Here is a 14,396-nt window from a genome sequence, read left to right as displayed (position 1 = left end):
CATGCTGAGCAGCCAATAAAAAAATCCAGCACTGAGTGCTGGATTTTTTGCTTCGAAAGCAAGTGAGCGAATTAGATTTTACCCACTAAGTCAATTGAAGGAGCAAGAGTCGCTTCGCCTTCTTTCCATTTCGCAGGACATACTTCACCTGGGTGAGCGTGTACATATTGCGCTGCTTTCACTTTGCGAAGCAGTTCAGCTGCATCACGACCAATACCACCAGCATTGATTTCAACGATCTGGATTTTACCTTCTGGATCGATCACGAAAGTACCACGATCTGCCAGACCTTCAGCTTCAATCAATACTTCAAAGTTTTTCGCCAAAGTCCAGGTTGGATCGCCGATCATTGGGTACTGGATTTTACCAATTACGTCAGAGGTATCGTGCCAAGCTTTATGGGTGAAGTGCGTATCGGTTGATACACCATAAATTTCTACGCCCATTTTCTGGAATTCAGTATATTGATCAGCAAGATCGCCTAATTCAGTTGGACAAACAAAAGTAAAGTCAGCAGGATAGAAGAATACAACCGACCATTTACCTTTCATGTCCTGCTCGGACACTTCCACAAATTGACCCTTGTGGTAAGCAGTGGCGTTGAATGGTTTGATTTCAGTATTGATTAAACTCATGAGACCTTTCCTCGTATATTGGTGAGATTATTCATTCGATGAAGATAGAATACGAAAATTTCTTAAATAGGTAAAACCGTAAGTTTTTATAAAAATAATCGTTTTTTTAGATTTAAGATTTCTATGAGGATTACTGATCTGATTGATTTGCTCAATATGGAGCCTAGAATTTGGAACATAAGCCGAGCAGTTAAAATATAATTTTTTGCAACTTAGGTTAGCAATGATAAAGCTCTGAGCTCTATCAAAACTAAACAAAGCAAATTCAAGACATAAAAAAACCCACCGGATTCAGGTGGGTCTTGGATGAAGATTTACCGTTTTGATAAGTTAGAACGGAAGATCATCATCTAAATCAGCTGCAGGCGCTGCTGTTGGTGCAGGTGCAGATTTCGGCGCAAAACCACTCGGATTATTGTTGCCATAACCACCACCCTGATTGTTATTGAAACCACCTTGCTGCGGCGCTGAACCATAACCCGACTGGGGATTATTGCCATAACCGCCACTTTGGTTGTTACTTGCCTGATTATTGTTATTAAAACGTGGCTGGTTAAAACTGTTGTCGCCCTGCTCGCCTTGTGAACGATTCGAGTCCAGCATCTGCATTTGATCACCACGGATTTCCGTTGTATAGCGCTCCTGACCATTTTGATCAGTCCACTGACGGGTACGTAATGAACCTTCAATATATACTTTAGAGCCTTTACGCAGATATTGCTGCGCAATTTCGCCTAAACGGTTATGCAACACGATACGGTGCCATTCCGTTTGTTCTTTACGTTCACCGGTACTTTTATCTGTCCACGAATCGCTGGTAGCAATCGAAAATTGAGTGAGAGAACCACCATTTGCAAAAGTTTTGGTTTCCGGATCTTTACCCAAAGTACCCACTAAAATGACTTTATTTACACCACGCATTTGCTGTTTACTTCCTATATATTTCTGTATTTTACTTTATAAGAGTTATGCTTAAATGGCTACCTCTTTACCTAACAAGTGCGTTAATTGTTGTCGCGAAGCATCATCAATCTGCTGTTTATCGACTTTTATATAGGCAACTTGCTGTTCAGCCATCACCACGACTTCTTCAATACCACGAATCGCCAAAAGCTGAGAAGTCCATTCGTCAGTTTGTCTGCTTTCCGGCAAACGCAGCACCAGTGATGAAAGATAGCGTGGCTGAGCTAGCCCGAAACTCATCAGCAGCCAAACAATCGCAATCCCGGTCAGGATACTCCAGCCCATCGAGGTATTATTGAGCAGCAACAATTGACCACCGATCATCCCACCAAAGAAGGCACCCAAAAACTGGCTGCTGGCATTCACGCCCATTGCCGTCGCTTTAGACTGGATTGGCGCAGCTTTAGACAGCCAGGAAGGCAATAAGGCCTCCATCACGTTAAAGGCAATAAAGAACAGGCCCAGGCCAATGAGCAAGATATATTTGGATTCAAAACCAAAGACCATCACCATTAAACCCAGAATAATACCGCCAATCGCCACCAGAAAAATCGCGCGCATTTTGTGGTATTTTTCTGCCAGAATAATACTCGGAAAAGCAAAGAACAGACTTAGCACCAACAGGGGTAAATAGACCAAACCATGACTAGAAAGTGGCAGATCTGCAAACTCGATCAGCTGCGAAGGCACATAAATAAACATGGCTGTGAGCAATAAATGCAGGGTAAACACAGATACATGCAGACGATTCAAATCGCCAATCTGGAGCACCTGTTTCAGTTGGGTCAGATAACCCTGTTGAAAGTTTTTATGATGGCGCGTGACTTTAGGCACCATAAACAGCATGGCAATGGCAGCCAATCCCATCACCGTGGTGACCCAGAACAATCCCGAAATGCCAACCAGACCTGTCAGCCAAGGCCCGAGACTAAATGCCACCACAAAAGACAGACCAATACTCATGCCCATGATTGCCATGGCTTTCATGCGGTTTTCTTCACGCGTGACATCGGCCAGCAAGGCCATGACGACAGCGGATACTGCGCCACCACCGGCAATGGCACGACCGATAATCACGCCATAAATGCTGTCAGACATGGCTGCAATCGCACCACCCAAGGCAAACAGCAGCAGTCCTAAAACAATCAAAGGCTTACGGCTGTAGCGGTCTGCAATCAGGCTAAATGGTATCTGTAATAAGGCCTGAGTCAAACCATAGACCCCGACCGCCAAACCGATCAGTGCAGGCGTTGCATCGTCATATGCCTGCCCTGCCACAGAAAACACCGGGATAATCATAAACAACCCCAACATGCGCAGTGCAAAAATACTGCTCAGGGCAAAGGTTGAACGACGTTCTAAAGCATTCATCATAAATTATGGCGATTGGGTTAATTAATCTGGAGCCCAGATTATAGGACATTCAGCTCATGAAGAAGACATGAATTTTATTTGAAATAAAGATGATGCTGATCTAAAAATAAAAAAAGCGCAGCCGGAGCTACGCTTTTTGATACTGCCATTTCAGTCAAATGGACTTATTGCCCCAAAGCTGCCTGACGTTTTTTGTACTGAATGGATGCGATAACCGCCCAGACAATAAATGCCACACCGATCAAACCGGTCACCACTTCAGGAACATGTAAACCTGTACCGCTGGCAATCATAATAAATGCCAGTGCACCAATCGCGTAGTGCGCACCATGCTCCAGGTAGATATAAGCATCTAAAGTGCCTTTTTCGACCAGATAAATCGTAATCGAACGGACAAAGATCGCACCAATGGCCAGACCGAGCATGATCACGACAACATCTGAAGTAATCGCAAAGGCACCAATCACGCCGTCAAAACTGAAAGAGGCATCGAGGACTTCCAGATACAGGAAACCACCAATACCCGCTTTGACGACACCTGTTGGAACGCCATTGCTGTCATGACCAACGGCATTACCATGTTCATCAATTTCTGGCTCGCCACCAAGTAAATGGCTCAAGACCTGAACACCAATATAAATCACGATGCCCCAGATCCCTGCCATGGTCACCACCAGACGCTTCGCTTCGTCGACATTGGCTGCCATAATCAGCAAAGCCACCAATGCCACGAATACCGACAAAGCCGGGACGCTGGCTAAATTTACCAAACGGCGTTCAATCAGACGGAACCAGTGGGTGTCTTTTTCATTATCTAAGAAGAAGTTTAAGAACACCATTAACAAGAATGCGCCACCAAATGCCGCAATTTCCGGATGATGTTCCATTAAACGTGCGGAATATTCTTTCGGATCATTCAATGCCAGTTGAATCACTTCAACAAAGCCCATGTCTGCCGTTACCGCCACAATCACGATCGGGAAAATCAGACGCATACCGAAAACAGCAATCAAAATCCCCACGGTCAGGAACAGCATTTTCCAGAAATGATCCCAATGACGTAGTACCGAGGCATTGACCACAGCATTATCAAACGATAACGACACTTCCATAACAGCAAGAATGGCTGTAATGGTCAGTACCGTAAACATGGTCTTTAAGCCTGCTTCAGGCCCGTGGGTATAGCCCCAATATGCAGACAAACCAAGACACACGATCGTAAATACAATTGAGAAACCAAAATGTTTCAACATACACAACGACCTTGGATAAATTAAATAAATATATTGCGACCAGAGGACAGCAATATGAATGGAAAAAAGTTGGGATAATTATGAAACTTTTAGCGCATAAACCAAAGCACTTCCTGAGCTGTTTTAGCTTATTTTCTGTTTCTAAAATCTGCCGTTCTTTTCAACAGCCCGATCTTTGCTATAGTGCTGCATGGTTTAACTTGAACTGCGAAGGATTTCCGCATGAGTTTTTCACAAGAGCTATGGCAACGTAATCTAGGGCTTTATCAGAAGACCCTGGCTCTGCCCTTTAATCAGCAACTGGCACAAGGCACATTAAGCCGTGAGGCCTTTAGTCATTATGTGATTCAGGATGCACATTATTTATTGGCCTATGGCCGTGCACTGGCAGTCTGTGCCGCCAAAGCATTTGAGGCAGATGATGTAATTCAGTTTGCTGAAGCCGCCAAAATTGCGATTGTGGTGGAGCGTAGCCTGCATGACGGTTTTATGCAGGATTTTGGCATTAGCAAAGACCAGTTCGAAACTACTCCTCTGACGCTGGCTTGCCATCATTATACCTCTTATCTCACTTCGACTGCCTGGTCGGAAAGCTACCCGGTGGTGCTGGCCTCGTTACTGCCATGTTTCTGGATTTATGCAGAAGTCGGCAAAGATATAGTCGATAATTCTGCACCGAATAATCCTTATCAGGCCTGGGTGGATACCTATTCAGGCGAAGAATTCCACACGGCTGTGCGTAATGTAATTGCGACCATTGACCGTGTTGCGGCGCGCGTTGATGCCGATACACTGGAAAAAATGCACCAAGCTTATACGCATGCGGCCCGTCTGGAATGGTTATTCTGGGACAGCGCCTTTGAGCAACGCCAGTGGCCTGGTCTGGACCAATAAGATGCACAAAAAAAGCCCTGTTTAAAACCACAATGCCAGTCAGTTAAGAAATTGACTGGCATTTTCTTTTTAAAATTCATGATTATATTTGATAGTTGGAAAAGTCATCCGCTGGGCGAAACCAAAGTAACAACTGATTTACAAGTTTTTGATTTAAAACCTTAAGACTCCGCCCTGGACGACTAAAAAATTAAAGAGTCTATTTCTAAACGCCTTAACTGATCAGTATTACTGTTGAAGATTGGGCGTCTTTATCTTATCGATTAAAATCGGATCTATTGTCATCAATTGATTATAAAAACGGCTTAGTCTGGGAAAAGAACAACAAAACTGCTGAGTGGCGAGTAAGCTAAACCTAGCTATTCGCCACACATTGCCGCATAATAAATGAGAATAATTATCATTTAATAGTTTGGTCCCAGAAAGAGGCATCAGATATGGACACTTTAGGTACCGAGGCGATTCGGGCATTTTTTACGGTGCAATGTTGCTGGTTGAATAATGAAGAAATTTATCTGGAACAGGGCTGTCTGGATTGTGGTTCAGCAGCAACTTACCTGATTTACCATACCAACACGCATATCCAGAAACATCTGCTGAAATTTATTGAAAAGTACCGCTGTCATCAGGCCCGTCGTAATGATTTGCTCGACCTGGATTTTTTCGAACAAGACTATGAGGGCTTTTTGCAAATTCTGGAAAATGAAGTTAATTTCTATGCGCGACTGCATCATGATATACCACGTGACACCTGCTTTGAGGATGTTGAATCGATCTTTGAACGCCGCTATGCAGCGGCTTGTTAAGAACGTCCCTCACGTCTAGTCATTCTGAACAGTGAAGCGATCTACTGTGATATTTCTCGGTATTGTGATGAATTGACCAATCACCGACATAACTTGACGTTTAAAATACTTTTATTTGCACTTGAACATTTTTCATCCGGTATCATATAAGGGTTTTTGATGAATATTCTAGGATCCTTGCATGAGCCAAAGCCACATCCGTATTCGAGGCGCACGTACCCATAACCTGAAAAATGTGAACCTTGATATACCACGCGACAAGTTTGTGGTGATTACGGGACTGTCTGGTTCAGGTAAGTCCTCGCTTGCCTTTGATACCTTATATGCCGAAGGTCAACGCAGATATGTAGAATCGCTGTCTGCCTATGCACGCCAGTTTCTTTCACAAATGGAAAAACCGGAAGTCGATTCGATTGAAGGCCTCAGTCCAGCCATCGCGATTGAACAGAAATCGACCAGCCATAACCCGCGTTCTACCGTGGGTACTATTACCGAAATTTATGACTACTTACGTCTGCTGTATGCACGTGTCGGTACGCCCTTCTGTCCAGAACATGACCTGCCGATGGTGGCACAAACCGTCACGGAAATGGTCGATGCAGTCAAAGTGCTGGAAGAAGGCACAGCCTTGATGCTGCTTGCCCCGGTGGTGCGTGAGCGTAAAGGTGAATATACCGCCTTATTTGAGCAGTTACAGAGTCAAGGTTTTGTCCGTGCCCGCGTCGATGGCGAGATTATGGAAATTGATCCGCCACCAGAACTGGACAAAAAGAAAAAACATACCATTGAAGTCGTGGTCGACCGCTTTAAAGTCCGTGATGATCTGGGCAACCGTATTGCAGAAAGTTTTGAAACTGCACTGCGCCTCGGTGGCGATATTGCGATTTTATCCTGGATGAAGGATGAACATGATGATCGGGTATTTTCTGCCAAGCATTCCTGCCCGGAATGTGACCGCGCTGTCGCAGAACTGGAACCGCGTTTATTCTCGTTCAATAACCCTTTTGGTGCCTGTCCGGTCTGTGATGGTCTCGGCACCCGCAGTCATTTTAGTGCCGATAAACTGATTCCCAATCCTGAAGTCAGTGTCAGTCAGGGTGCGATTCGTGGCTGGGACCGTCAGCGTCCTTATTATTACGGCATGATCCAGAAAGTCGCCGAGCATTTTGGTTTTTCTTTAGAAACGCCGTGGAATGAACTGGATGCCGACACCAAGAAAAAATTCCTGTACGGCACCGGCAAAGAAAAAATTGATCTAAGTTATATCGATGAGCGTGGCCGTCGTCATAATCGGGTGATTCCGTTTGAAGGGATTTTGCCGCATCTGGAACGCCGCTACCGTGAAACTGAAAGTAATTATGTGCGTGATGATCTGGCGCAGTATCTGTCCAATGCTGCCTGTGATGTCTGTGATGGTTCACGGCTGAATGAAATCTCGCGGAATGTGAAAATTCTGGACAAGACCATTGCCGACATTACCCGCATGTCGATTGGTGATGCCGAAAGCTATTATCAGGACATTAACCTGGAAGGCGCACGCGGAGAAATCGCCGACAAGATTTTCAAGGAAATCCGTGAACGTCTGCACTTCCTGGTCTCAGTCGGTCTGAATTATCTCAGCCTGTCGCGTTCTGCCGAAACATTGTCGGGCGGTGAAGCACAGCGTATTCGTCTGGCTTCCCAGATTGGTGCCGGCCTGATGGGCGTGATGTATGTGCTGGATGAACCCTCAATTGGTCTGCATCAGCGTGACAATGACCGTCTGCTGCAAACCCTGATCCGTCTGCGAGACTTGGGCAATACCGTCTTGGTGGTCGAGCATGATGAAGATGCAATTCGTGCCGCCGATCATATTATTGATATTGGCCCGGGTGCAGGTGTACATGGTGGACATGTGATTGCTGAAGGGACTTATGATGAAATTCTGGCCAATCCTGACTCGCTGACCGGACAATATTTGTCTGGCAAGTTAAAAATTGAAGTGCCGAAAAAACGGATTCAGCCACCTAAACCTGAAGAACAGATCAAGCTGATGGGTGCATCTGGGCATAACCTGAAAAAAGTCGATCTGACCATTCCTTTGGGCATTATGACTTGTGTTACCGGGGTATCGGGTTCGGGTAAATCGACCTTGATTAACCGGACATTGTTACCTTTGGCGGCGACCCAACTGAATGGTGCAACCACTTTAACATCGGAAAAGTTTGAATCGATTGATGGCTTGCAGTTCCTCGACAAAGTCGTCGATATTGACCAGAGTCCGATTGGACGAACCCCACGTTCCAATCCGGCCACTTATACCGGTTTATTTACCCCGATTCGTGAACTGTTTTCACAAACTCCGGAAGCCAAAGCACGTGGTTATGCCGCGGGTCGTTTCTCGTTTAACGTGAAAGGTGGTCGCTGTGAAGCCTGTGAAGGCGACGGCATGATCAAGGTGGCGATGCATTTCCTGCCGGATATGTATGTGCCTTGCGATGCCTGTCATGGCAAACGTTATAACCGTGAAACGCTGGAAGTGAACTATAAGGGCAAGAATATTTCCGATGTGTTGCAGATGACCGTTGAAGATGCCATGCATTTCTTCGATGCCATTCCCGTCATTCACCGTCGTCTGGAAACATTGCATCAGGTCGGTTTGGGTTATATCCGTCTGGGTCAGTCTGCGACCACGCTTTCCGGTGGTGAAGCGCAGCGTGTCAAACTGGCACGTGAACTGGCCAAACGCGATACTGGTCAAACCCTGTATATTCTGGATGAACCTACCACAGGTCTGCATTTCCATGATATTGCCAAGCTGCTGGACATCCTGCATCAGCTCCGTGATAAGGGTAATACCATTGTGGTGATTGAGCATAACCTAGACGTGATTAAAACCGCCGATTGGGTCGTGGACTTAGGCCCTGAAGGTGGTTCGGGAGGCGGTATGATTGTCGCAGAAGGTACGCCTGAACAGGTCGTGAAAGTCAAAGCGTCACATACGGGTAAGTTTTTGAAACTGTTGTTGAAGTGATTTAGAAAGGGCTCATAAGAGCCCTTTTTATTTCTCAAAATCAGAAATTAAGAAGTCAATATATCTATCATGAAATTCAGACTGAGTACGTCTTTCATCTAAAACTTCTTTAACGATATGTTTTAAATTACCATGAAAATTTTTGACTATAGAAGCAATAGTCATATGTCTAAATCTGTCATCGGCAAAGAAACCAACTTCAATAAAATGCTTCATTTCTTCTTTACTTAATTTAGAAATAACTAATTCATGCTCATCTGACCATTGCTGATTAATAAACCGAGCATAAATAGAATCAACAACAGAGGGTAATCCAATTTTTGGATTTTGAATAAGGTAATTGTCAATATAATTAGAAAAACGATGGTCTCCTTGACCAAAAGCATTTATCCCTCGAAATGATTTAGTATCTTGTTGAAGCTTATTCTGAATCCATAGTTTTACTTTTTCTTCAAGTTGAGTCACATATTCGGTAGCATTTAGCTTTTCTAAAACACTTATAGCAAAGTTTAAATTCCCTAAATTCTGTAATCCAATATTTTTCATACTTGCTTCAAAAAATCTTTGAATAAAAGTTTCATTACATTGGTAATTCCAAAACTCGAAGGAAAGTTTAAAGAACTCCTCCTTCAAAATATTATTTTCTTCTGAAATTAAATCAGAATTTGCCAAATTTTTTAGCTTATCAAAATTTATAATATCATTCTGTTCAAACCATTTTTTGAATTGAATTGCCCATTCATCTTCAGCCAGAGTTAACTTATGAGAAATTGTTCCTAACTTCTGTAATATAGGATTAATTAAGCTAACATCATCTTTTGATGCTTCGGCCTTACGTTGAAGAGTTTTCGCAAAGGACAAACCTGACCATTGAATATTGAATATTTCCCCATAATCCTCAATTAAATATCCTTGCAAAATTCTTATCAAAATAATTTCTTTTGTTGAATATGCAACTTCTTTTGGCAGTTGTTGTATAAATTGTCCATATAATTTAATAACTTTTTGGAAAAATCGAAAATTATGAATCTCTAATTCATTTGAAAATTTGACCATTAAATCAACTAATGGTGTATCTATATCTTTTGTATTTGCACGAATTAAAGGTTCTACAGAATTAATTTTAACTTCTTCATCAATTAACTTTTCTTTGTACGCAGCATATTTTTTCTTATTTTCACTCTCAGTTTTTGACTCATCTAAAATCAAAACTACTTGGCAGTTACGTTCCAATTTCAATTGGTTCGCTAGACCCATTACATCTTTAATATCAAGTTTATTCGACATACGTTCAAAATCATCAAAGCAGATAATGGCATCTTTCACTTGATTAAACATTAAACTATCAAATATTTTTGCTGAAGAGCTGATACCAAACTGAGATATTTTTGTATCTTTTAAAATAGATGGTAGCCCTCTTATCCATCGAGGAATTTCAATGGCAGAGCTATTATTTTCAATATGACTATAGATATGAGTTTTTAAGTCACTTAAGGACTCCAACCCAAATAAAGAAACATACACATATTTCTTTTTAAGTTGATAATTTTCTTTAAACTCATTCCAAAAGAAAGTTTTACCTACTCCCCAAGATCCAGTAATAGCGATAGCCATACCTTTATTATCATTTTCTCTAAATATTTGCTCTAATCTTTGTTCTGGTTTCATCTTTATTAGCATCTAAAAGTAATAAATTGACTTAAATTTAAACTTCTGCCACTGCATTGCGTCCTTTGGCCTTTGCGGCAAACAAAGCATCATCTGCATTTGACAATAAAGCCATCCAGGAGACGGCACCAATGGCAACCCCGATACTGACCGAAACCTGAATCTCGTCTCCTGCTGCAGTCACAATATGGCGCTCAGCCACTTCAGCGCGGATTTTATCGGCCACAATCAGTGCCTGCTGCATCTGGATATTTTCAATCAGTACCAGAAATTCATCGCCCCCATAACGCACCAGCAAATCTGTAGCACGGACATTGGCCTGTAAACGCTCGGCCACCAGTTGAATCACCTGATCGCCAATAATATGCCCATATTGATCATTCACCTGTTTAAAATGATCAATATCAATAATCATCAAACAGGTTTGGCTCAATTGGCCCGGCTGATTTTCCATAAAGCGGATATATTCTTCCAGCGCGAAACGGTTAGATAATCCGGTCAAAGAATCGGAATGGGCAATATTCTTTAACCGGAATTCCAGCGCATCACGTTCTTGCAACATCTGTTGCAATTTCTGAATGGCAGCGAATAAAGAATCAGAATGATTCACTTCACGCAGCCGCATATCAATTTTCTGACGACCCGAGTTTTTAGACAAACTCAACAACATGCGGCGTGCCTGAATCAGCGGCAGAAAAACCTGTTTACGTGCAAAAATCATGGTTGAAATCGCGGTCAGTAATGAAATCAGCGATACCAGTACACTCCAGATCAAACGCTGCATATTGCTGTTCATTTCTTGAATAGCCGCATCTCTGCTGTATTGCAGCAGGTAAGTTTGCAGATCCACCACAGTCGCAAATTTATCGACAATGGCTTCAGTCAGCTCTGTTCCGCTCAAACGGTAGTCACGTTGTTCCAGACTGTCACTGATCAGCTCACTCACAATGGGTAAGCCCTGCTGAATAAACTCCGTTTCTACCCGCCGATGTAAACGGATGAATTCCTCAGTCTTATCTTGAACAGGTTGAATGGTATCAATCAAGGCCCACAAATAACGTACCTGATGTTGGGTCTGTAAAGAGCGGGTAATATTTTCAGTCGGGAGCGGCGTTTCAAATGTCACATGCGCCATGACGGACGAGGCAACCCGCCCCGCCTGATCGCGCAAATCAGATAAAAATAGAATCTGGCTGATATAGTTATTCAGAGGGGTGGACGAGCTATCTGAAGCCACCGCCACGTCACGCAAAAGTTCACGGCAACTTTCCCAGGCAGCAAACATGGCCAGAATTGCCTGATCAAGCTCTTGCGCACTGCGTTGCTGACGTGGCATCCGGGTATAGGCATCAACCTGTGCACGTCCTTTTTTCAAACTATTTTCAAGCTGTGAAAGTTGCTGACTCAGGTTGTTAAACCCGACCTCCGTCAAGACATCCGCGGTCTGGGACAATTGCCGATCCACCTGCTGACGGTAAATCATTAATTCTTGTTGATGCTGCGCAAAATCTTCTGCCGAACTGGACATGGCTTTATTGGCAGGAGCACGCTCACGGGAGATTCGATTGGCCAGATCAGCGACCTGTTGTAGTGCATCTAACTGTTGATAGGTCTGTACCGATTTTAAATAATTTTGACCACTACTGACAATCAAGGGAATGCAGATACAAAGCAAACTTAAAATAATGATCGACATAGCCCAGTATAAACGTTTACTGATCCAGCCTGAGCGTAAGGTGTTCATGCTGTTTTATTACGCCCCAATGCCAAAAGAATGCTGTATAGAGCGATTATTATACAAATAAAATGAAATACTCTTAAAGTAGGGAATTCAACTTAGTTAATGTTTTTTCTATATTTTTTTGATTTTAATTTTTAAAAGCGCTACTTTTTAAATTCAGGCTAAAGTTTTATGAGTTTTACCCTACACAAAATACGACACAAATACAGGACTTTTTAAGCATTAAAAAAATATCAAAACTTGCTTTCCGCACTATTTACACATGCAACAATTGGGTGCATAATGCACCGCATTAGGGCGAGTTAAATTATTCCTCAGCAGATATTTTAGTTTACCCGCAAATTTTGGCGAAAAAACCCCAGTTTTCTATGAAAACTGGGGTTTTTTTTAGTGCTTATATTTTTAGGTCATCTATTAATGAATTAATATGCACCATTTTAGTGCTTTATTTTTACTATTTTTATTGCTGAAGTTCATTGCTACAGAACAGTTTCTATCTTAGAAGATGAATAGAAAGTAAATAAAAAATGCGGATAAAAAAAAGCCCAACCTTGGGGAAAGCTGGGCCAATAAAAAAATTATGGAGAATCACGTTAAATCATAATGAAACATGAACTTTAACCTGATACTGATATTATGTAAAAATCTATTAACAATGTAAAGCCGATTGGCCTAGTCGAGATTAAAAAGCATCACATTTTGGTTCAAAAAAGAGACACCTATTACAATTCTAGAGGAATTCTGCATTAAATTTGTACAATTTATAATAAAGCGTGATGAATTATATAATTCATCTTATATTTTTTGACATATTTATGAATTTATCCTTAAAACATAAATTGAATTTTACAATAAAAAATCAATAATCAATTTAATTAATGAATAATAATATCCACACATTTTCTTCTTAATCTTTGACGTAGTGTTCTATTTTTAAGCTCTAGCTTTTTGTTATAAAACAAATTTTACATAAAATTCAATTTCAAGCTAAATAGATGAATATTACACAAAACTAATACATTATTTTAAGACGAAAAAATACTAAATTCAAAGCGGATTGACTTAATAAATTGTTACAATACAATACGTTCTATGTTGTACATCTTTTGTAACAAAATGGTAAATATCATGAAAAAACTAGGTTTAGCCACTGCTGTATTATTAGCGATGACCGGTGCTCAAGCATATCAATTCGAAGTTCAAGGTCAGTCAGAGTACATCGATAACACTGCAAATGACAAAGACTTCACTGGTGCTGTTCAAGGTACTTATTACTTTAAAGATGTAGATGCGTCTAAAGGTCCTTTAGCTGAAGCTGCTTTCCTAAACCAAGCATCTAATGTTGCTCTAGCGTATAGCTATGGCGAAACTAAAGAAGATGGTGAGCGTGCAGTAGTTCATGCGTATGGTGCTAAAGCTGAAGCTTACATTCCAACTAAATTTGTTCCTGCATATGCAAGCGCTTCTTATAGCCATACAATTGTTGATAATAAAGCTGGTGAAGCAGATGACAATGGCGACCGTTATGCATTAGAACTTGGTGCATTATTGATCCCTAACTTCTTGGTTGCTGTGGGTTATACCAGCGTTGCTGATCAAGCTTCTTTAGATGCATTCAATATTGTTTCAAACGGCGTTGCTAAAGCAGGCTTAGAAGCAGTAACAATCGCTGATAAAAAAGATGCTATTACTGCTCGTACTAAATACGTAGGCGCAATTGACGGTACAAATATGGCTATCGGTTTTGAAACTGGTTTAGTCTATGGTCGTGATACTGCTTATAACCTAAAAACTGATCTTTTCTTAACACCTAAGTTAAGCGTTGGCGCATCTTATATGGAATCTAGCTACAACGATTCTCCAGATAAAGCTTGGGGCGCAAACGTAAACTACTTCGTTACTCCAGCTGTCTCTGTTGGCGCTAGCTATGTAAATGCTAACTTTGAAGCTGTTAAAGCTGCTGAAGAAGATGCAGTTGCTTTAGACACACAAACTGTTGGCGTAAATGCTAAATTCCGTTTCTAATTTTTAATTAGATGCTGAATAGAA

General features: G+C 41.8%; 10 protein-coding genes. 4 read left to right on the top strand and 6 right to left on the bottom strand.

What is annotated here, in order from left to right; all coding sequences use genetic code 11:
• Nucleotides 1-71 precede the first annotated feature (71 nt).
• From ahpC to FTV29_RS00670, 4 genes are all read right to left on the bottom strand, one after another.
• Nucleotides 72-635: an alkyl hydroperoxide reductase subunit C gene (ahpC, locus tag FTV29_RS00685; protein WP_005173184.1), complete on the bottom strand. Its 564-nt coding sequence runs from the start codon at nucleotides 633-635 to the stop codon at nucleotides 72-74.
• Nucleotides 636-965: 330 nt separating this feature from the next.
• On the bottom strand, nucleotides 966-1,556 hold the full coding sequence (gene ssb / locus FTV29_RS00680) for a single-stranded DNA-binding protein (RefSeq protein WP_005095120.1): 591 nt from the start codon (nucleotides 1,554-1,556) through the stop codon (nucleotides 966-968).
• Between the two features lie 51 nt (nucleotides 1,557-1,607).
• Entirely contained in the window at nucleotides 1,608-2,972 is a 1,365-nt protein-coding gene (locus FTV29_RS00675) for an MFS transporter (RefSeq protein WP_100354914.1), read from the bottom strand.
• Nucleotides 2,973-3,136: 164 nt separating this feature from the next.
• The gene (locus FTV29_RS00670; RefSeq protein WP_180074949.1) at nucleotides 3,137-4,225 is read right to left on the bottom strand and encodes a DUF475 domain-containing protein; all 1,089 of its coding nucleotides are present in this window, start codon (nucleotides 4,223-4,225) and stop codon (nucleotides 3,137-3,139) included.
• Nucleotides 4,226-4,447: 222 nt separating this feature from the next.
• Between FTV29_RS00670 and tenA the strand changes: the two genes are divergently transcribed.
• The 3 genes from tenA to uvrA all read left to right on the top strand — a co-directional run bounded on the left by tenA (nucleotide 4,448) and on the right by uvrA (nucleotide 8,938).
• The gene (gene tenA, locus FTV29_RS00665) at nucleotides 4,448-5,119 is read left to right on the top strand and encodes a thiaminase II (protein ID WP_005095112.1); all 672 of its coding nucleotides are present in this window, start codon (nucleotides 4,448-4,450) and stop codon (nucleotides 5,117-5,119) included.
• Nucleotides 5,120-5,556: 437 nt separating this feature from the next.
• Nucleotides 5,557-5,925 (top strand): hypothetical protein, encoded by a 369-nt coding sequence (locus FTV29_RS00660; RefSeq protein ID WP_005095110.1) that lies wholly within the window; start codon nucleotides 5,557-5,559, stop codon nucleotides 5,923-5,925.
• A 181-nt stretch (nucleotides 5,926-6,106) separates the two neighbouring features.
• Complete coding sequence (gene uvrA, locus FTV29_RS00655; protein WP_180074948.1) at nucleotides 6,107-8,938, top strand: excinuclease ABC subunit UvrA; 2,832 nt, start codon at nucleotides 6,107-6,109, stop codon at nucleotides 8,936-8,938.
• Between the two features lie 27 nt (nucleotides 8,939-8,965).
• Here uvrA and FTV29_RS00650 read toward each other — a convergent pair whose 3' ends face one another.
• Together FTV29_RS00650 and FTV29_RS00645 are read right to left on the bottom strand one after the other, a co-directional pair.
• A complete protein-coding gene (locus FTV29_RS00650) occupies nucleotides 8,966-10,606 on the bottom strand; it encodes a P-loop NTPase fold protein (RefSeq protein WP_180074947.1) in 1,641 nt (546 codons plus the stop codon).
• 37 nt (nucleotides 10,607-10,643) lie between these two features.
• Nucleotides 10,644-12,350, bottom strand: coding sequence for a diguanylate cyclase (locus FTV29_RS00645; RefSeq protein ID WP_180074946.1), 1,707 nt, complete (start codon nucleotides 12,348-12,350; stop codon nucleotides 10,644-10,646).
• Nucleotides 12,351-13,463: 1,113 nt separating this feature from the next.
• Here FTV29_RS00645 and omp33-36 point away from each other — a divergent pair.
• On the top strand, nucleotides 13,464-14,372 hold the full coding sequence (gene omp33-36 / locus FTV29_RS00640; protein WP_257224393.1) for a porin Omp33-36: 909 nt from the start codon (nucleotides 13,464-13,466) through the stop codon (nucleotides 14,370-14,372).
• The last annotated feature ends 24 nt before the right edge of the window (nucleotides 14,373-14,396 follow it).

The organism is Acinetobacter sp. YH12254, assembly GCF_013417415.1.
Lineage (GTDB): Bacteria > Pseudomonadota > Gammaproteobacteria > Pseudomonadales > Moraxellaceae > Acinetobacter > Acinetobacter pseudolwoffii.
This window is presented reverse-complemented; position numbering and strand designations above follow the sequence as displayed.